The following is a 17,900-nucleotide window of genomic DNA, read 5'->3' on the forward strand; positions in this document are numbered from 1 at the left end:
AACGCGGCGAACGCGGCGGCGTGCGCGCAGGACGTCGGCAAGTTCTCCGCGTTCCACGACCTGCTCTACAAGAACCAGCCGGCGGAGACCGACGATGCCTTCGGCAAGAAGGCCCGTCTGCTGGAGCTGGCCCGCAAGATCCCGGGCCTGGACAGCCCGCCCTTCCGCACCTGTGTGAACGACGGCACCCACGACAGCTGGGTGAAGAAGTCCCACGAGTCCTTCGGCAAGTCCGCCTTCCACGCCACCCCGACCGTCCTCCTCGACGGCAAGAGCATCTACGGCGACCAGGCCAACCCCCTCACTCCTGAGAAGCTGCGGCAGATGGTCGCGGGCGCGGCGAAGAACTGAGGCCGCCGGGGGCCACTGCCGACGGCGTTACGGGTCGCTGTGACGCCGGGCTGCCGGAGGGCCGTTACGCAGCCGTTGCGCCGGGTGGGTTGCCGGGGGCGCGTCCCGGCAAGGTAGCGTCGGTGCTGCCATGGACATCGCTTACATTCCCAGCCCGTCGACCGGTGTGATCCACCTCGGACCGGTCCCGTTGCGCGGCTATGCCTTCTGCATCATCATCGGCGTCTTCGTCGCCGTCTGGCTCGGCAACCGGCGCTGGATCGCGCGCGGTGGGCGGGCCGGGACGGTCGCCGACATCGCCGTGTGGGCGGTGCCCTTCGGGCTCGTCGGCGGCCGCCTCTATCACGTGATCACCGACTACGAGCTGTACTTCGGTGAGGGGCGGGACTGGGTCAACGCCTTCAAGATCTGGGAGGGCGGGCTCGGCATCTGGGGTGCCGTCGCGCTCGGCGCGGTGGGCGCCTGGATCGGCTGCCGGCGCCGTGGGATCCCGCTCCCGGCCTGGGCGGACGCGCTGGCGCCCGGCCTCGCGGTGGCGCAGGCCATCGGCCGCTGGGGCAACTGGTTCAACCAGGAGCTCTACGGCAAGCCCACGGACCTGCCGTGGGCGCTCAAGATCGACGCGGACCCCGGGATCGGGCGGATCGCGGGGACGTACCACCCGACGTTCCTGTACGAGTCGCTGTGGTGCCTCGGTGTCGCGGCGCTGGTGATCTGGGCGGACCGCCGGTTCACGCTCGGCCACGGCCGGGCCTTCGCCCTGTACGTCGCCGCGTACACGGTGGGCCGCTTCTGGACCGAGTACCTGCGCGTCGACGACGCCCACCACCTGCTGGGCCTGCGGCTCAACGGCTGGACCTCGATCGTCCTGTTCCTCGCCGCCATCGCCTACATGATCATCTCCGCGAAGCGCCGGCCCGGCCGGGAGACCGTGGTGGAGCCCGCCGCCGCCGAGGACGGGCCGGGCGCCGTGCCGGGTGGCACGCCGGAGAAGTCCGAGAAGGCAGGCAAGACGGACCAGGTCGAGGGTGCTGCCGGGAAGCCGGCTCCGAAGCCGGTCAAGGAGCTGCCCCCCAAGCCGGTCAAGAAGCCCGAAGAGGCCGTTTCCGGGGAAGCCGCCGATGCCGCCGCCGACGCGTCGGCCGACAAGCCGGGCAAGAAGCTCTGACCCGGGACGTCGTCATCCCCGAGGGCCGCCGGACCGCCAAGGTCCGGCGGCCCTCGGGCTTTTCCCGGGAATTTTTCCGGGCCCTTCGCGTTTGCGCAGGTCAGAGAGGTAAGTTCGGCCTTCCTTGCTAGCGGATCACCGCAATTCGTGCGTACCTTCGACTTATTGAGGGGCGGGCGGCAGGCCCTCCCCTGGGGAAGGGAGCACGAGCGAAGATGTCTGTCCTCGATACGGCAGAGGCACCGCACATAGCGCACCGCGACAACCACACGCACCGCGATGTGAACGGCGGCTGGCTGCGCCCCGCGGTCTTCGGGGCCATGGACGGACTGGTCTCCAACGTCGCCCTCATGACGGGCGTCGCGGGCGGTTCCGCCTCTTCGCAGACGATCGTGATCACCGGGCTGGCCGGGCTCGCGGCCGGTGCCTTCTCCATGGCGGCCGGTGAATACACCTCGGTCGCCTCCCAGCGCGAGCTGGTGCTGGCCGAGCTGGACGTGGAGCGGCGCGAGCTGCGCAAGCACCCCGCCGACGAGCTCGCGGAGCTCGCCGCGCTGTACGAGTCACGCGGCGTCGAGCCCCGCCTCGCGCGGGAGGTCGCCCGGCAGCTGTCCGCCGACCCCGAGCAGGCGCTGGAGATCCACGCGCGCGAGGAGCTCGGCATCGACCCCTCCGACCTCCCCTCGCCCACGGTCGCCGCCGTCTCCTCCTTCGGCTCGTTCGCCCTGGGCGCCCTGCTGCCCGTCCTGCCGTATCTGCTGGGCGCCACCCAGCTGTGGCCCGCGGTGCTGCTCGCCCTGCTGGGACTCTTCGCATGCGGTGCCGTGGTGGCGAGAGTGACGGCGCGGTCGTGGTGGTTCAGCGGGCTGCGCCAGCTGCTGCTGGGCGGGGCCGCGGCGGGTGTGACGTACGCCCTGGGTATTGCCTTCGGCGCCACCTTGGGGTGATGCTTTATGCGCACCGCCGCATAACATGCGGGTAACCCCGCTGTTTCAAGTCCGCGCGGTCCGGGCATAGACCGGAAGCGCCGCGGGCAATGTCGCCACCGGCTGCGCCGACGTCCGGTACGGCCGGGCCGGGTGTTCCCACCACTCCAGGGACGCCCCGCCTCGCGCATGCGGTGTCCACATGCTGGAATGAAGTAGCCCGCTTTTCGAGAAGCGGGCCATCCTGTAACCTGCACCAAATTCTTTCGCAGAGGGCCAACGTCGTCCCTCGGCACCGCAAATGCCATGACGACGACGGGAGAGCCGATGCGCCCCTTTTTTGCCGCATCCCACCCCGCCCAGCAGGGGATGTACGACCCGCGCAATGAGCACGACGCCTGTGGCGTGGGCTTTGTCGCGACCCTGACCGGCGAGGCGAGCCATGCGCTCGTGGAGCAGGCCCTCACCGTCCTGCGCAATCTGGAACACCGCGGGGCCACCGGCTCCGAGCCCGACTCCGGGGACGGCGCGGGCATTCTTATGCAGGTCCCCGACGCCTTCCTCCGTGAGAGCGTCACCTTCGACCTCCCCGAGGCAGGCGGCTACGCCGTCGGCATCGCCTTCCTCCCCGCCGACGAGGACGGGACGGGTCCGCAGGCCGACGCCGCCGTCTCACAGATCGAGACCATCGCCGCCGAGGAGGGCCTCACCGTCCTCGGCTGGCGCGAGGTCCCCGTCGCCCCCGAACTGCTCGGCAACGGCGCCCGCGCCACCATGCCCGCCTTCCGCCAACTGTTCGTTTCGGATGGAGAGAGCAAGGGCCTCGCCCTCGACCGCAAGGCCTTCGCCCTGCGCAAGCGCGCCGAGCGGGAGGCGGGTGTCTACTTCCCCTCCCTCTCCGCCCGCACCATCGTCTACAAGGGCATGCTCACCACCGGGCAGCTGGAGCCGTTCTTCCCGGACCTCTCCGACCGCCGCTGCGCCACCGCCATCGCCCTGGTGCACTCCCGGTTCTCCACCAACACCTTCCCCTCCTGGCCGCTCGCCCACCCGTACCGCTTCGTCGCCCACAACGGCGAGATCAACACGGTCAAGGGCAACCGCAACTGGATGCAAGCCCGCGAGTCCCAGCTGGCGAGCGAGCTGTTCGGGGACCGGGACCTGACGCGGATCTTCCCCGTCTGCACCCCCGACGCCTCCGACTCCGCCTCCTTCGACGAGGTGCTCGAACTCCTCCACCTCGGCGGACGCTCACTGCCGCACAGCGTGCTGATGATGGTCCCCGAGGCCTGGGAGAACCACACCTCCATGGACCCGGCCCGGCGCGCCTTCTACCAGTACCACTCCACCCTGATGGAGCCCTGGGACGGCCCGGCCTGCGTCACCTTCACCGACGGCACCCTCGTCGGCGCCGTCCTCGACCGCAACGGCCTGCGCCCCGGCCGCTACTGGGTCACCGACGACGGCCTCGTCGTCCTCTCCTCCGAGGTCGGCGTCCTCGACATCGACCCCTCGAGGATCGTCCGCAAGGGCCGCCTCCAGCCCGGCCGGATGTTCCTCGTCGACACCGCCCAGCACCGCATCATCGAGGACGACGAGATCAAGGCGGAGCTCGCCGCCGAGCGGCCCTACGCCGAGTGGCTGGAGACCGGCCTCATCGACCTGGCCGACCTCCCCGAGCGCGAGCACATCGTGCACACCCACGCCTCGGTCACCCGCCGCCAGCAGACCTTCGGCTACACCGAGGAAGAGCTGCGCGTCATCCTCGCGCCCATGGCCAAGTCCGGTGCCGAGCCCATCGGCTCGATGGGCACCGACTCGCCCATCGCCGCCCTCTCCGAGCGCCCCCGGCTGCTCTTCGACTACTTCACCCAGCTCTTCGCGCAGGTCACGAACCCGCCGCTGGACGCCATCCGCGAGGAACTGGTCACCTCGCTGATCTCCTCCCTCGGCCCGCAGCGCAATCTGCTGGAGCCGACCGCCGCGTCCTGTCGCAGCGTCACCCTGCCCTTCCCCGTCATCGACAACGACGAGCTGGCCAAGCTCATCCACATCAACGCCGACGGCGACCTGCCCGGCCTCAAGGCCGCCACCCTCTCCGGCCTCTACCGGGTCAGCGGCGGCGGCGAGGCGCTCGCCGCCCGGATCGCCGCGATCCACGCCGAGGTCGACGCCGCCATCGAGGACGGCGCCCGTCTGATCGTCCTGTCCGACCGGCACTCCGACGCCGAGCACGCGCCGATCCCCTCCCTGCTGCTCACCTCCGCCGTCCACCACCACCTCATCCGCACCAAGCAGCGCACCCAGGTGGGCCTGCTGGTCGAGGCCGGTGACGTCCGCGAGGTGCACCACGTCGCGCTGCTCGTCGGCTACGGCGCCGCCGCCGTCAACCCCTACCTGGCGATGGAGTCCGTCGAGGACCTGGTCCGGGCCGGCACCTTCCTGCCCGGTATCGAGCCCGAGACCGCCATCCGCAACCTCATATACGCCCTCGGCAAGGGCGTGCTGAAGGTGATGTCCAAGATGGGCATCTCCACCGTCGCCTCCTACCGCGGCGCGCAGGTCTTCGAGGCCGTCGGCCTCGACGAGACCTTCGTCGACACCTACTTCCACGGCACCGCCACCAAGATCGGCGGCGCCGGCCTGGACGTCATCGCCCAGGAGGTCGCGGCCCGCCACGCCAAGGCCTACCCGGCCACCGGCATCGCCGCGACGCACCGCCGGCTGGACATCGGCGGCGAGTACCAGTGGCGCCGCGAGGGCGAGCCGCACCTCTTCGACCCCGACACGGTCTTCCGCCTCCAGCACTCCACCCGCTCCCGGCGCTACGACATCTTCAAGCAGTACACCGAGCGCGTGAACGAGCAGTCGCAGCGGCTGATGACGCTGCGCGGGCTGTTCGCCCTCAAGAGCGACCGCACCCCCGTGCCCCTCGACGAGGTCGAGCCCGTCAGCGAGATCGTCAAGCGCTTCTCCACCGGCGCCATGTCGTACGGCTCGATCTCCCGCGAGGCCCACGAGACCCTCGCCATCGCCATGAACCAGCTCGGCGCCAAGTCCAACACCGGCGAGGGCGGCGAGGACCCCGACCGCCTCTACGACCCGGCCCGGCGCTCCAGCATCAAGCAGGTCGCCTCCGGCCGCTTCGGCGTCACCAGCGAGTACCTCGTCAACTCCGACGACATCCAGATCAAGATGGCGCAGGGCGCCAAGCCCGGCGAGGGCGGCCAGCTGCCCGGCCACAAGGTCTACCCCTGGGTCGCGAAGACCCGGCACTCCACCCCCGGCGTCGGCCTGATCTCCCCGCCCCCGCACCACGACATCTACTCCATCGAGGACCTCGCCCAGCTCATCCACGACCTGAAGAACGCCAACCCCGCGGCCCGCATCCATGTGAAGCTGGTCTCCGAGGTCGGCGTCGGCACGGTCGCGGCGGGCGTCTCCAAGGCCCACGCCGATGTCGTGCTGATCTCCGGCCACGACGGCGGCACCGGCGCCTCCCCGCTGACCTCGCTCAAGCACGCCGGCGGCCCCTGGGAGCTCGGCCTCGCCGAGACCCAGCAGACCCTGCTCCTCAACGGACTGCGCGACCGCATCGTCGTGCAGACCGACGGGCAGCTCAAGACCGGCCGTGACGTGATCATCGCCGCCCTCCTCGGCGCCGAGGAGTTCGGCTTCGCGACCGCCCCTCTGGTCGTCTCCGGCTGCGTCATGATGCGCGTCTGCCACCTGGACACCTGCCCGGTCGGCATCGCCACCCAGAACCCGGTGCTGCGCGAGCGGTTCTCCGGCAAGGCCGAATTCGTCGTCAACTTCTTCGAGTTCATCGCCGAGGAGGTCCGTGAACTCCTCGCCGAGCTGGGCTTCCGCACCCTGGAGGAGGCCGTCGGCCGCGCCGAACTCCTCGACACCGCCAAGGCCGTGACCCACTGGAAGGCCCAGGGCCTGGACCTGGCCCCGCTGCTGCACGTGCCCGAGCTGCCCGCCGGCGCCGTCCGCCACCGGGTCACCGAGCAGGACCACGGCCTGGCCAAGGCCCTCGACAACGAGCTGATCAAGCTCGCCGCCGACGCCCTCGCCGCCCGGTCCGCCGAGGACGCCCAGCCCGTCCGGGCCCAGGTCGCGATCCGCAACATCAACCGCACCGTCGGCACCATGCTCGGCCACGAGGTGACCAAGAAGTTCGGCGGCGCGGGACTGCCCGACGACACCATCGACATCACCTTCACCGGCTCCGCCGGCCAGTCCTTCGGCGCCTTCCTGCCGCGCGGCGTCACACTGCGCCTGGAGGGCGACGCCAACGACTACGTCGGCAAGGGCCTCTCCGGCGGCCGCGTCGTCGTCCGCCCCGACCGCGGCGCCGACCACCTCGCCGAGTACTCCGTCATCGCCGGCAACACCCTCGCCTACGGTGCCACCGGCGGCGAGATGTACCTCCGCGGCCGCGTCGGCGAACGGTTCTGCGTCCGCAACTCCGGCGCCACCGTCGTCTCCGAGGGCGTGGGCGACCACGGCTGCGAGTACATGACGGGCGGCCGGGCCGTCGTCCTCGGCGAGACCGGGCGCAACTTCGCGGCCGGCATGTCCGGCGGCGTCGCCTACGTCATCGACCTGGACCCCCACAACGTCAACAAGGAGCTGACCGCCGCCGTCGACACCCTCGACGCCGACGACCAGCGGTGGCTGCACGACGTCGTGCGCCGCCACCAGGAGGAGACCGCCTCCACCGTCGCGGCCAGGCTCCTCGCCGACTGGGACACGGCCGTGACCCGCTTCAGCAAGGTCATCCCGGCCACCTACAAGGCAGTGCTCGCCGCCAAGGACGCCGCCGAGCGAGCGGGGCTCTCCGAGACGGAGACCCACGAGAAGATGATGGAGGCGGCGACTCATGGCTGACCCCAAGGGCTTCCTGACCACCGGCCGCGAGGTCGCCCGTACCCGCCCCGCCGGCGAGCGCGTCAAGGACTGGAACGAGGTCTACGTCCCCGGCTCACTGCTGCCGATCATCGGCAAGCAGGCCGGGCGCTGCATGGACTGCGGCATCCCGTTCTGCCACAACGGCTGTCCGCTCGGGAACCTCATCCCCGAGTGGAACGACTACGCCTACCGCGAGGACTGGCGGGCGGCCAGCGAGCGACTGCACGCCACCAACAACTTCCCCGAGTTCACCGGCCGGCTGTGCCCCGCGCCGTGCGAGTCCGCCTGCGTCCTCGGCATCAACCAGCCCGCCGTCACCATCAAGAACGTCGAAGTCACCATCATCGACAAGGCCTGGGACACCGGCGACGTCACACCGCAGCCGCCCGAGCGGCTGTCCGGCAAGACCGTCGCGGTCATCGGCTCCGGCCCGGCCGGCCTCGCCGCCGCCCAGCAGCTGACCCGGGCCGGCCACACCGTGGCCGTGTACGAGCGCGCCGACCGCATCGGCGGTCTGCTGCGCTACGGCATCCCCGAGTTCAAGATGGAGAAGCGGCACATCAACCGCCGCATCGAGCAGATGCGCGCGGAGGGCACCAAGTTCCGCACGGAGGTGGAGATCGGCCGGGACATCGACGCCGCGAAGCTGCGCAAGCGCTACGACGCCGTCGTGATCGCCGCCGGTGCCACGACCTCCCGCGACCTGCCTGTCCCCGGGCGTGAGCTGGGGGGCATCCACTTCGCCATGGAGTACCTGCCCGTCGCCAACAAGGTGCAGGAGGGCGACCTGACGGTCTCCCCGATCAGCGCCGAGGGCAAGCACGTCGTCGTCATCGGCGGCGGCGACACCGGCGCCGACTGCGTCGGCACGGCCCACCGCCAGGGCGCGGCCTCCGTCACCCAGCTGGAGATCATGCCCAAGCCGGGGGAGGAGCGGAACCCGGGCCAGCCCTGGCCCACCTTCCCCATGCTCTACAAGGTCACCTCCGCGCACGAGGAGGGCGGCGAGCGGGTCTACTCGGTCTCCACCACCCACTTCGAGGGCGACGAGGACGGCAACGTCCAGTGGCTGCACCTCGTGGAGGTCGAGTTCACCGGCGGCAAGCTCGAGCAGAAGCCCGGCACCGAGCGGCGCATCCCCGCCCAGCTCGTCACCCTCGCCATGGGCTTCACCGGCACCGACCGCGAGAACGGCCTCGTCGAGCAGTTCGGCCTGGAGCTGGACGAGCGCGGCAACATCGCCCGCGACGGCGAGTACGCCACGAACGTCCCCGGCGTGTACGTCGCCGGTGACGCCGGCCGCGGCCAGTCGCTCATCGTCTGGGCCATCGCCGAGGGCCGCTCCGCGGCCCGTGGCGTGGACCGCTTCCTGACCGGCACCAGCGCCTTGCCGGCTCCGGTGCGGCCGACGGACCGCGCACTGACGGTCTGACCCGGCCGACTCCCGGCGGTTTTCGGCCCGCCGGGCCCCACACACGCGGCACCCGCCTTTCCCCGACCGGGGGCGGGTGCCGCGGTCTTCCCGGGGCTCCGCCCCGGACCCGAGCAGTGGCCTTTGTGGCTGAGCGAGGTCGACAGGGGGCGGCGGCAGGGCGCCACGGTGCGAAACAGCCGCCCGCCCTCCGGCTCAACCCTTGCAGAACCTATCGTGAATCGATAGATTCCCATCGTGAATCGATGGAAAGATGGGTCATGGGAAAGCTGACCGTGCGCGCGCTGCGCGCCGTGCTCCTGCTGGTGCTCACCGGCACCGTGTTCGTACAGGCATTGATGGTGTGGGCGTTGGCCAGCGGGAGCGACCCGGAGGACGGGTCGCTCCCGCTGACCCCGCTGCGCGTGATCACGATCCTGGGCATCGGGACGGCCCAGGTCGCCCTGGTCTGCATATGGCGACTGGTGACGATGGTGCGACGCGGAACCGTGTTCTCCCACGCCGCCTTCCGGTACGTGGACGTCATCATCGGCGCGATCGTCGCGGCTGCTCTCGTGTGGTTCGCGGTCACGGCCCTGAACGCGCCCGGCCAGCGGGACGACCCGGGCGTCACCCTCATCATGGGCGGGATCGGCGTGGCCATCCTGGGAGTCGCGCTCATCGTGCTCGTGCTGCGGATGCTGCTCGCCCAGGCCGTCGCCCGCGACGTCGAAGCGGCTCAGATGCAGGCCGAGCTGGACGAAGTGATCTGATGCCGATCGCTGTCGACATCGACGTGATGCTGGCCAGGCGGAAGATGTCCGTGGGCGAACTCGCGGACCGCGTAGGGATCACGCCCGCCAACCTGGCGGTACTCAAGAACGGCCGTGCCAAGGCGGTGCGCTTCGCGACGCTCGCTGCGCTCTGCGAGGTGCTCGAGTGCCAGCCGGGCGACCTGCTTCGCTGGGAGGCCGAGGACGCCGCGGGCGAATGAACCGTGCCCGCCGAAGCGTCGTCGCCGATCCCGCCCATTCCCCGCTGACCCGCGCCTGCGTTCCCGCCGTGCACGGGACCAGCGCTTCCGAAGGAGCGGGTAGGGGAAAATCCCCCGTCAGTCGTCCAGCTTCCGCGCCACCAGGCCCGTGAACTCCACCCGCGCGTCCTCCGTGTACACCCCCACATTCCCCTTCAGCAGCGGGCGCTCGCGGTCCTCGAAGGCGACCAGCCCCCGCCCGTCGACGCTGACCTCCATCCGGGCCCCCCGCTGGGCGACCCGGACGTCGGACCACGAGCCGATCGGGAACTTCCCGCCCCCCGTCGCCAGGAAGCGCTGTCCCCCGGGATAGGCGGGGTCGCGCTTGCCCAGCTCCCAGCCGTTCGGCTTGAGGGTGATGTAGTAGAAGTGCTCCGGGTCGGTGTACGCCCAGACCAGCCACGGCACCTCCCACGGGTTGGGCCGGGGCACGCGCAGTTGGGCGACCGTCCGCATCCTGGCTCGGAAGTCCACGTCGGTGTACGCGGCGGTGGAGACGATCAGTCCCGCGTGGGTCTCCTCGGGCACCCGGGACGGCATGGGGGACAGGGCCAGGGCGTCATCGCTGCCCACGTTGTCCCCGTGGCCGTCGAACACCGACCGCCACGGGCCGTGGACCGACCCCTCGGCCCACGGCCGGTCCGGCGTGTCGTCACCGCCTCCCCACAGCCCGGCCACCGCGAAGGCGGCGCCCACGAGCACGGCGGCGGCGAGCAGGGTCAGACCGAGGAGCCGGTGAACTCTCGTCATGCCGTCGAGTATGACCCCGGTCCGTCGGGGCGACTGGCGATCAGCGGGCCCGACGGCGGTTCCGTTTCGGCGTCCGCCCCGAAGTCCTCGGCGAGTTGGGCCACGATCCGGTCGGTGGCGTGCCCGTCCCCGAAGGGGTTCCCGGCGGTCGCCATCCGCTCGTACGCCTCCGCGTCATCCAATAGGTGGACGGCCGCGTTGAGGATGACGTCCGGCTCGGTGCCCACCAGTCGTGCCGCGCCCGCTTCGACGGCCTCCGGCCGTTCGGTGGTCGTCCGCAGGACCAGGGCCGGCTTGCCGAGGCTCGGTGCCTCCTCCTGGATGCCGCCGGAATCGGTCAGTACCAGGTCGCAGGCGGCGAGGGTCGCGGAGAAGTCGAGATAGCCCAGCGGCTCGACGACGTGGATGTTGGGGTGGTCGGTCAGCTCCGGGAGCAGCGCGTCACGGACGGCCGGGCTCTTGTGGAGCGGCACCACCATCTCCACGTCGCCGCGGTCGGCGAGCCGTCGCATGGCCTTGCCCATGGCCCGCATCTTGTCGCCCTGGTTCTCCCGGCGGTGCAGGGTGAGCAGGACCCGCCGCAGCTTGGTGCGGAAGAGGCTGTTCCCGGTGCCTTCCTCGAGCACCCACAGCAGGTTGTCGATGACGGTGTTGCCGGTCGTGAACACCTGGGTGGCGGGGACGCCCTCGGCGGTCAGGTGCTGGGCGGCGCGGGGCGTGGGGGCGAAGTGCCAGCGCGCGAGCCGCCCGATGAGCCGCCGGTTGGCCTCCTCGGGGAAGGGGTTGTCCAACACCCCCGTGCGCAGCCCGGCCTCCACGTGGGCGACGGGGATGTGCTCGTAGAACGCGGCGAGCGCGCCGGTCAGCGCGGTGGTGGTGTCGCCCTGGACGATGACGAGGTCCGGGCGGTGCTCGCGCACCACGTCGCCGAGGCCGTCGACGAGCCGGGCCGTCAGTTTGGAGAGGTCCTGCCGGTCGCGCATCACGTCGAGTTCCGTGCGGACCTCGACCCGCAGGAGGTCCAGCATCTGGTGCAGCATCTCGCGGTGCTGGCCGGTGGTGACGACGATGGGGTCGAACAGCGGTGAGGCGGCCATGGCGCGGGCCACGGGCGCCAGTTTGATGGCCTCCGGACGGGTGCCCAGTACGAGCATGGCCCGTACGGGCGCGCTGATGATGTTCGGGGACATGGGTCTCCCTAGACAGGGTGGTGACTGCGGGCGGATTTCGGGCAGTGGATGTGCGCGTGGTCGACGTACGCGTGGTCGACGTGTGCGGCTGGGGGCCTGTCCGGCGGATCTTCGGGTGGGAGGTGCCACCGGTGCGGGGCGTCGGGAGCCCGCGGAGAACCGCCGGACAGGCTCTAGGTGCGCGCGGTCTTGAGCCAGGTCTGCTTGCCGGTGAGCATCCGCCACAGGCCCATCCATCCGGCGGCGAACCAGATGTAGCCGTAGAAGACGAAGACGTGCGAGAGCAGGATCGCGCGCAGCAACCCGAGGTCGCGCTCGCGCCGGTGATAGACGAACCCGTACGCGTACGCCGCCGTGAAGGACAGGACGTACGGCCCGAGGATCCACATCGGGGAGATCAGCGGGTGTCCCGCCTGGACGGAGCCGACGACCGTGCCGGCCGTGGCGACGAGGAAGGACAGCGGCAGCAGTGAGGTGAGCAGGATCAGCACCGGGCTGGAGAGGTGGTAGAGCAGGTCCAGCGCGGGCCGGGTGGGGATGTCGCGCAGGATCGTCGGCACCAGCCCCGCCGACTGCAGATGGCCCTGGAACCAGCGGGACCGCTGGCGCACCAGACGGCGGACGTCGAGGACGGCCTGCTGGGAGACCGCCGCGGCGGTGCAGTGCTGATTGGTCCAGCCGTGGGAGATCAGCCGCACCCCGAGGTCGAGGTCCTCGGTCAGGGAGTCGCTCCACGGGCCGCTGCCGTCCTCGCCCATGAGGCTGTCGAGCGCGGCGAGCCGCATGAACTGGCCGTTGCCGCCCATGCCGACGCTGCCGATGTAGCGGCGGGCCTTCTGGAAGATGTCGCCGTAGATCACGAACTCCATGTCCTGGAGCCGGGCGAGCAGGCCCTTGTCCCGGTTGTACATCCGGACACCGATCTGGGTGCCGCCGGTACGCGGGTTGTCGAAGAAGGGGTCGACCGACTGCACCACGTGCTGGTCCAGTCGGCCGTCCGCGTCCACGACACAGACGATGACGTTGCGCGGGTCGTGGCCGTCGAGGATGCCCGACGCGCGGAGGTGGCGGATGCCGTTGTTGAGGGCCGCGCCTTTTCCTTTACGGGCGTCCGGCAAATACCGCTGGAGCAGATGGACCCGCTCGGGGTCGGCGGCGCGCGCGATGTCGGCGGTGCCGTCGTCCGAGGCGTCGTCGATGACCAGGGCGATGAATTTACCGGCTGGCAGGGCAGTAATGCGGGCGAGGCTCTCGGCGAGCACCGTCTCCTCGTTCAGACAGGCGAGGAGGAAGATATAGAAACGCTCCTCCCGGGGGCCGCGCCTACGTCGGATGCGGCGTCTGGAGAGAATGAAGAGCGTGGTGTTGTAGCCGCCGGCCATCACAATGATGGCAATGCTGGCCCAGACGAGAATTTCGGAGATCATGACCGTTCACCGAGATTTCGCACGGCGAACCACAGTTTGACCGATATAAGAGTCAGCGCGACCGCGCAGTACAGCAGGAATCCGGCCCCGGCGGCTTCCTGTAGTCCCCGGGCAAAGGGGATGCCGGGCAGCACCTCGGGAGCCGCCGTCAGCCCGGCCATAGGCAGGACTGTCCCCAGAGCGGGTTTTCCGTACATGGGTTCCCCCCCCATTTTTCGCCTCGCTTGAGGCGTGCGGAGGGAAAGTATCAGACTCAACCGGTCTTCTTGTCGGACTTGGTGGGAGTTGTTTGATCGGAATCTCAAATTCTCGGGACCTAACGGTAATTAGGCCTGATGGGGCGAGCATGTGACGGATGTGATCTTTGGTCTGTACCAATACCGGTGTCGGGAAATGAACGCTCTGGATCGTTGTTGTCTATTGACACCGGTCAAACCCCACAAGAAGAATCTGTCAACTGTCGGGCCTCCGAACTCCCGGAGGTGGCGACAACGGGTTCGTGAAACAGGGGGGAACCGCGCTGTGAGGAAAATGAGAAGGAGATCAGGGATTTCCCGGATCTCCATCGTCTTCATGATTGTCGCCGCCCTATGGGGCGGCATCGCGCTTTCCAGCGCACAAGCGGCAAAGGACCCGGGCGACCGGCAGTGGCCGCAGCATCTGAAGGGCATCGACCCGGTGTCGCTGTCCGGCCCCAAACCCTCGGAGCTGAAGGCCTGGGCCAAGGCCCGCCTCGCCAACGACCAGAAGCGCCGCGCGGGCACCCTCACCGTCCGGCCCGCCGAGCCCACCGCGCCGGCCAGGCCCGCGGTCAAGCCCGCAGCGCGGCCCGCGAGTTCGACCGGGGTCACCACGACGCGCACGGCGCTCTTCACGAAGCCGGCCGCTCCCGCCAAGGCGGCGGCGCCGGCCGTCCAGGCCGCCGCACCCGCCGGGACCTCGGCCCTCGTCCTGTACGACACGGCCGGCCCCTACGGACACCTGGGCGAGCTGTACGCGATGGCGGCGGCCAACCTGGCCGGCCACTTCGGCACCGTCACCGCCAAACCCGTCTCCGCGTACACACGGGGCATGGTCGAGCAGTACACCGCCACGGTCTACCTCGGCTCCACCTACTACGGGGGCACCCTCCCCGACGCCATCCCCGCCGCCTTCTACCAGGACGCCCTGGCCACCAGCCGTCCCGTCACCTGGATCGGCGACAACATCTGGGGCATGGCCAACGCCGTCGGCGTCTCCGCCTTCCAGCAGGCCTACGGCTGGGACCCCACCAACTCGTACTACGAGCAGGGCGGCACCGTCGGGCGGATCGACCGCGTCGACTACAAGGGCCGACAGCTGACCCGGAAGATCCCGACCGGCTTCGACAGCGGAGTGCTGCACCCCGCCCTCTCCACCGGCCCCGGCTTCCCCCAGGTCACCCAGCTCGCCGAGGCCACGGACGCCATCTCCGGCGACACCAGCCCCTGGGCGATCCGTTCCCGCAATCTCACCTACGTGGGCGAGATCCCCTTCAGCTACGTCTCCGAGACCGACCGCGTCATCGTCTTCGAGGACCTGCTCTTCGACGTGCTCGCCCCGCAGACCGCCGAGCGGCACCGGGCCTTCGTCCGGCTGGAGGACATCAGCCCCGAGGCCGACCCGGCCCAACTGCGGACCATGGCCGATTACCTCCACTCCCAGAAGATCCCCTACGGGATCAACGTCATCCCCGTCTACACCGACCCCAAGGGCGCCTACAACAACGGCGTGCCCAAGACCTCCACCCTGGCCCAGCGCCCCCAGGTCGTCGCCGCCATCAAGTACATGCTCGACCGCGGCGCGGTCCTGATGAACCACGGCAACACCCACCAGTACGGCAACGTCGCCAACCCGTACAACGGCGTCACCGGTGACGACTTCGAGTTCTTCCGCGCCCACGTCGACGCCGGCGACAACGTCGTCTACGACGGGCCGGTCCCCGAGGACTCCACCGTCTGGGCGCAGAGCCGCGTCACCGCCGGCCTCACCGCCTTCACCGCCGCGGGACTGCCCAAACCCACCCTGTGGACCACCCCGCACTACGCGGCCTCCGCCACCGACTACCGCGTGTTCGGGAAGAACTTCTCCGCCCGGCTCGAACGGTCGCTGTACTTCGCGGGCACGCTCAGTGGCGGCACCGTGAATCCCAGCCGTTACATCGGCCAGTTCTTCCCGTACGCGGTGAAGGACGTCTACGGTACGACCGTGCTCCCCGAGAACCTCGGCAACTACGAGCCCGAGCCGTACAACAACCACCCGGCCCGGCTGCCCGCCGACCTGATCAACTCCGCCAAGGCCAACCTGGCGGTGCGGGACGGCGTGGCCAGCTTCTTCTACCACCCGTACTTCGCGGTGGAACCGCTCAAGCAGACGATCGAGGGCATCCGCGCCCTCGGCTACACCTTCGTCGCCCCCGCGGACCTCAGCCAGTGAGTGCGAAGAAGGGGACGGCCGCCCTGCTGGCGGCGGCCGTCCTCTTCCTCGCCGCGTGCCAGTCCGACGGCACGGCCGGGCGGGACGCACCCACCGGCCGGGCGACCGGCCGCGGCGGCGGAACACCCGACGACAGGAAGGTGAGCGGACTGCGCGGCATCACCCTCCCCTCATGGAACACCGACGACTACAGCAGCCCCGAAGCCGCCGGCTACCTACGGCAGATCGCGGCCACCGGCGCCCGCTGGGTGACCTTCACCCCCACCTGGTACCAGGGTCGCGTCACCGACTCGCAGCTGCGCACCACGGACGAGACCGCCGACGACGACAGCCTGCGCCACATCATCGGCCTCGCCCACGCCGCCGGCCTGAAGACCATGCTCAAGCCGCACGTCGACCTGGTGCGCGGCGGCGACCGGGCCGAGATCCGGCCCCGCGACACCGACGCCTGGTTCACCGCGTACGAGCGCTTCATCACCCACTATGCGCGCCTGGCCGCCGACACCGGCGCCGAGCAGCTCGCGGTCGGCACCGAACTCGCGGGCACCTCCGGCGACGGACCGCGCTGGCGGCGCGTCATCGCCGCCGTCCGCGAGCGCTACCACGGCCCCCTCACCTACGCCGCCAACTACGACGAGTACCAGAAGGTCCCGTTCTGGAAGGACCTCGACGTCATCGGCATCGACGCCTACTGGCCGCTGGCCGGCAAGGCCACCGCCGACCCCGCGCGGTTGCGCCGGGCCTGGCAGCCGATCATCGGGGAACTGGCGGCCTTCGCCGCCCGCCGGGACCGCAAGATCCTCTTCACCGAGGCCGGCTACGTCAGCCAGCGCGGCACCACCACCGCTCCCTACTCCTGGACGATCAGCAAGCGCGCGGGGGAGGACGAACAGGCCGCCGCCTACGAGGCGTTGCTGTCGGCCTTCGACAAGAAGCCCTGGTGGGCCGGGGTGTGCTGGTGGATGTGGGACGACTGGCCGGACAGCGGCGAGACAGCCCGGCGACTCGCGTACACCCCGCACGGCAAGCCCGCCGAGAAGGTGCTGCGCCGCTGGTGGTCACCCGCCGGCCCGTCCGGCGACCGGGAGTGACATTGCCGCCGGCGCCGGACGGGCCGCTATCGGCCGGGCTCAGCCAATGCAGCCCGTCCGGCGTTTGAGGACGCGCCCGCAGGGCGCCCGCCGCCGCAGGCGGCACAGCGGTCGGCAGTCGAAGATCCGCCGGTCAGGCGAGTGGCATCACAGCGGGCGGCAGTCGAAGAACCGCCGGACGGCACTACGTGTCGCAGTCCAGCACCGTGCCGCACAGCCCGCACCGGGCGCGCAGCCGTCCCTGGACCGGCACCCGGATGCGCTGGTGGCACGTCGGACAGGGAAAGCTGACGTGCGTCGGGCCGTGGCCCTCGAAGTCGTAACCGTCGGCGGCCGAACCGCGCGCGGTACGGCGGTCCCGGCCGTAGCGGTGCCGGCCGAGCCGCCCCGCGGCGGCGAGCGGCGGGCGCCGCTCGTCCCGGCGCGCCCGGGCCAGGCCCGTGGTGTACGCCTCGTACCCCTGCGGGCTGGTGAACCAGGGGGAGGGGTCCTCGTCGAAGACCAGCGCGCGCTTGGCGAGGACGTAGCCGAACTCCTCCGGGGTGAGATAGCCGAGCTTCTGCGTCGAGACCGAGGACTCGCGGTAGGCGTCCAGCAGCAGCCAGCCCGCGCCGAGGTACGCGGCCGCGGTGTCCGTGAGGATCTCGTTGTCACGGGTGCCGGGGAAGGCGAGGTCCAGGCGGTGCAGATAGACGTGCATCACCTCGTGCGCGAGGGCCGCGCCGATGTCCTCGCGGTGGGACTTGAAGCGTGAGTTGAGCTCGATGAAGTACTCGGGCCCGGCGGCGAGTTCGATGCTTCCCGCGTGCCGCATCTCACGGAACGAGACGATCATCCGGGCATCGGGCAGCCGCAGATGGCGCACCATGGCGCCGGCGACGCGCTGCACTCCCAGATACGGGTCCTCGTCGGCCGAGAAGGCCACGTCGACCGGGAGCACGCTCACGCCGAAGGTCCGCACGGTATCGGGGGAGAGCCGTCGGTACAGCGCGGTGATCGCGGTGCGCACGGTCTCGAGATGCGGGAATCCGTGCTCGATCTCTACGTCCGACCCCACCCCGTGCCCCCCGTCAGGTTCCCCGGTCGTGTCCCACTTTACGGGCGTGGATTCCACGCGGAAGGGGACCCGCCCGAGACGGGCCCCGCCCGAATGTGACCGCCTGAGACCAGCTATGACTTATT

At 70.4% G+C, this 17,900-nt stretch carries 14 protein-coding genes; 9 read left to right on the top strand and 5 right to left on the bottom strand.

Features of this window, described 5'->3' with window-relative positions; translation table 11 throughout:
- The 7 genes from ACZ53N_RS08540 to ACZ53N_RS08570 all read left to right on the top strand — a co-directional run.
- On the top strand, positions 1-351 hold a 351-nt coding region (locus ACZ53N_RS08540; RefSeq protein ID WP_469140183.1), incomplete at its 5' end, for a DsbA family protein.
- 130 nt (positions 352-481) lie between these two features.
- Complete coding sequence (lgt, locus tag ACZ53N_RS08545; protein ID WP_469140184.1) at positions 482-1,519, top strand: prolipoprotein diacylglyceryl transferase; 1,038 nt, start codon at positions 482-484, stop codon at positions 1,517-1,519.
- 215 nt (positions 1,520-1,734) lie between these two features.
- Positions 1,735-2,466, top strand: a complete 732-nt coding sequence (locus ACZ53N_RS08550; RefSeq protein ID WP_469140185.1) for a VIT1/CCC1 transporter family protein — start codon at positions 1,735-1,737, stop codon at positions 2,464-2,466.
- 285 nt (positions 2,467-2,751) lie between these two features.
- The gene (gltB, locus tag ACZ53N_RS08555) at positions 2,752-7,341 is read left to right on the top strand and encodes a glutamate synthase large subunit (RefSeq protein ID WP_469140186.1); all 4,590 of its coding nucleotides are present in this window, start codon (positions 2,752-2,754) and stop codon (positions 7,339-7,341) included.
- Complete coding sequence (locus tag ACZ53N_RS08560; protein WP_469140187.1) at positions 7,334-8,794, top strand: glutamate synthase subunit beta; 1,461 nt, start codon at positions 7,334-7,336, stop codon at positions 8,792-8,794. Before gltB ends, ACZ53N_RS08560 begins: the two co-directional genes overlap by 8 nt.
- Positions 8,795-9,054: 260 nt before the next feature.
- Positions 9,055-9,546 (top strand): DUF2975 domain-containing protein, encoded by a 492-nt coding sequence (locus ACZ53N_RS08565; RefSeq protein WP_469140188.1) that lies wholly within the window; start codon positions 9,055-9,057, stop codon positions 9,544-9,546.
- Positions 9,546-9,767 carry a helix-turn-helix domain-containing protein gene (locus ACZ53N_RS08570; protein WP_062039671.1) on the top strand — a complete coding sequence of 74 codons (222 nt, stop codon included), beginning with the start codon at positions 9,546-9,548 and terminating at the stop codon, positions 9,765-9,767. The genes ACZ53N_RS08565 and ACZ53N_RS08570 overlap by 1 nt, the downstream gene beginning before the upstream one ends.
- Before the next feature lie 117 nt (positions 9,768-9,884).
- Here the strand turns inward: ACZ53N_RS08570 and ACZ53N_RS08575 are convergent, their stop codons facing one another.
- The 4 genes from ACZ53N_RS08575 to ACZ53N_RS08590 all read right to left on the bottom strand — a co-directional run bounded on the left by ACZ53N_RS08575 (position 9,885) and on the right by ACZ53N_RS08590 (position 13,334).
- Complete coding sequence (locus ACZ53N_RS08575) at positions 9,885-10,556, bottom strand: calcium-binding protein (protein ID WP_469140189.1); 672 nt, start codon at positions 10,554-10,556, stop codon at positions 9,885-9,887.
- The gene (gene wecB / locus ACZ53N_RS08580) at positions 10,553-11,746 is read right to left on the bottom strand and encodes a non-hydrolyzing UDP-N-acetylglucosamine 2-epimerase (protein ID WP_469140190.1); all 1,194 of its coding nucleotides are present in this window, start codon (positions 11,744-11,746) and stop codon (positions 10,553-10,555) included. The genes ACZ53N_RS08575 and wecB overlap by 4 nt, the downstream gene beginning before the upstream one ends.
- A gap of 173 nt (positions 11,747-11,919) precedes the next feature.
- Positions 11,920-13,173, bottom strand: coding sequence for a glycosyltransferase (locus ACZ53N_RS08585; RefSeq protein ID WP_469140191.1), 1,254 nt, complete (start codon positions 13,171-13,173; stop codon positions 11,920-11,922).
- The gene (locus ACZ53N_RS08590; protein WP_469140192.1) at positions 13,170-13,334 is read right to left on the bottom strand and encodes a hypothetical protein; all 165 of its coding nucleotides are present in this window, start codon (positions 13,332-13,334) and stop codon (positions 13,170-13,172) included. Before ACZ53N_RS08590 ends, ACZ53N_RS08585 begins: the two co-directional genes overlap by 4 nt.
- A gap of 412 nt (positions 13,335-13,746) precedes the next feature.
- On the opposite strand from ACZ53N_RS08590, the gene ACZ53N_RS08595 reads away from it, so the two are divergent.
- Positions 13,747-15,627: a DUF2334 domain-containing protein gene (locus ACZ53N_RS08595; protein WP_469140193.1), complete on the top strand. Its 1,881-nt coding sequence runs from the start codon at positions 13,747-13,749 to the stop codon at positions 15,625-15,627.
- The gene (locus ACZ53N_RS08600; protein WP_469140194.1) at positions 15,624-16,718 is read left to right on the top strand and encodes a glycoside hydrolase family 113; all 1,095 of its coding nucleotides are present in this window, start codon (positions 15,624-15,626) and stop codon (positions 16,716-16,718) included. Before ACZ53N_RS08595 ends, ACZ53N_RS08600 begins: the two co-directional genes overlap by 4 nt.
- 184 nt (positions 16,719-16,902) lie before the next feature.
- On the opposite strand, the gene ACZ53N_RS08605 is transcribed toward ACZ53N_RS08600, so the two are convergent.
- On the bottom strand, positions 16,903-17,775 hold the full coding sequence (locus ACZ53N_RS08605) for a hypothetical protein (RefSeq protein ID WP_469140195.1): 873 nt from the start codon (positions 17,773-17,775) through the stop codon (positions 16,903-16,905).
- Positions 17,776-17,900: the final 125 nt, after the last annotated feature.

The sequence above is a fragment of the Streptomyces sp. NPDC033229 genome (assembly GCF_055576875.1).

What these genes read in the sequence shown, in the direction of transcription:
- lgt (WP_469140184.1), top strand. Translation starts at nt 482, where the DNA reads ATGGACATCGCTTACATTCCCAGCCCGTCGACCGGTGTGATCCACCTC.
- ACZ53N_RS08550 (WP_469140185.1), top strand. Translation starts at nt 1,735, where the DNA reads ATGTCTGTCCTCGATACGGCAGAGGCACCGCACATAGCGCACCGCGAC.
- gltB (WP_469140186.1), top strand. Translation starts at nt 2,752, where the DNA reads ATGACGACGACGGGAGAGCCGATGCGCCCCTTTTTTGCCGCATCCCAC.
- ACZ53N_RS08560 (WP_469140187.1), top strand. Translation starts at nt 7,334, where the DNA reads ATGGCTGACCCCAAGGGCTTCCTGACCACCGGCCGCGAGGTCGCCCGT.
- ACZ53N_RS08565 (WP_469140188.1), top strand. Translation starts at nt 9,055, where the DNA reads ATGGGAAAGCTGACCGTGCGCGCGCTGCGCGCCGTGCTCCTGCTGGTG.
- ACZ53N_RS08570 (WP_062039671.1), top strand. Translation starts at nt 9,546, where the DNA reads ATGCCGATCGCTGTCGACATCGACGTGATGCTGGCCAGGCGGAAGATG.
- ACZ53N_RS08575 (WP_469140189.1), bottom strand. Translation starts at nt 10,556, where the DNA reads ATGACGAGAGTTCACCGGCTCCTCGGTCTGACCCTGCTCGCCGCCGCC.
- wecB (WP_469140190.1), bottom strand. Translation starts at nt 11,746, where the DNA reads ATGTCCCCGAACATCATCAGCGCGCCCGTACGGGCCATGCTCGTACTG.
- ACZ53N_RS08585 (WP_469140191.1), bottom strand. Translation starts at nt 13,173, where the DNA reads ATGATCTCCGAAATTCTCGTCTGGGCCAGCATTGCCATCATTGTGATG.
- ACZ53N_RS08590 (WP_469140192.1), bottom strand. Translation starts at nt 13,334, where the DNA reads ATGGCCGGGCTGACGGCGGCTCCCGAGGTGCTGCCCGGCATCCCCTTT.
- ACZ53N_RS08595 (WP_469140193.1), top strand. Translation starts at nt 13,747, where the DNA reads ATGATTGTCGCCGCCCTATGGGGCGGCATCGCGCTTTCCAGCGCACAA.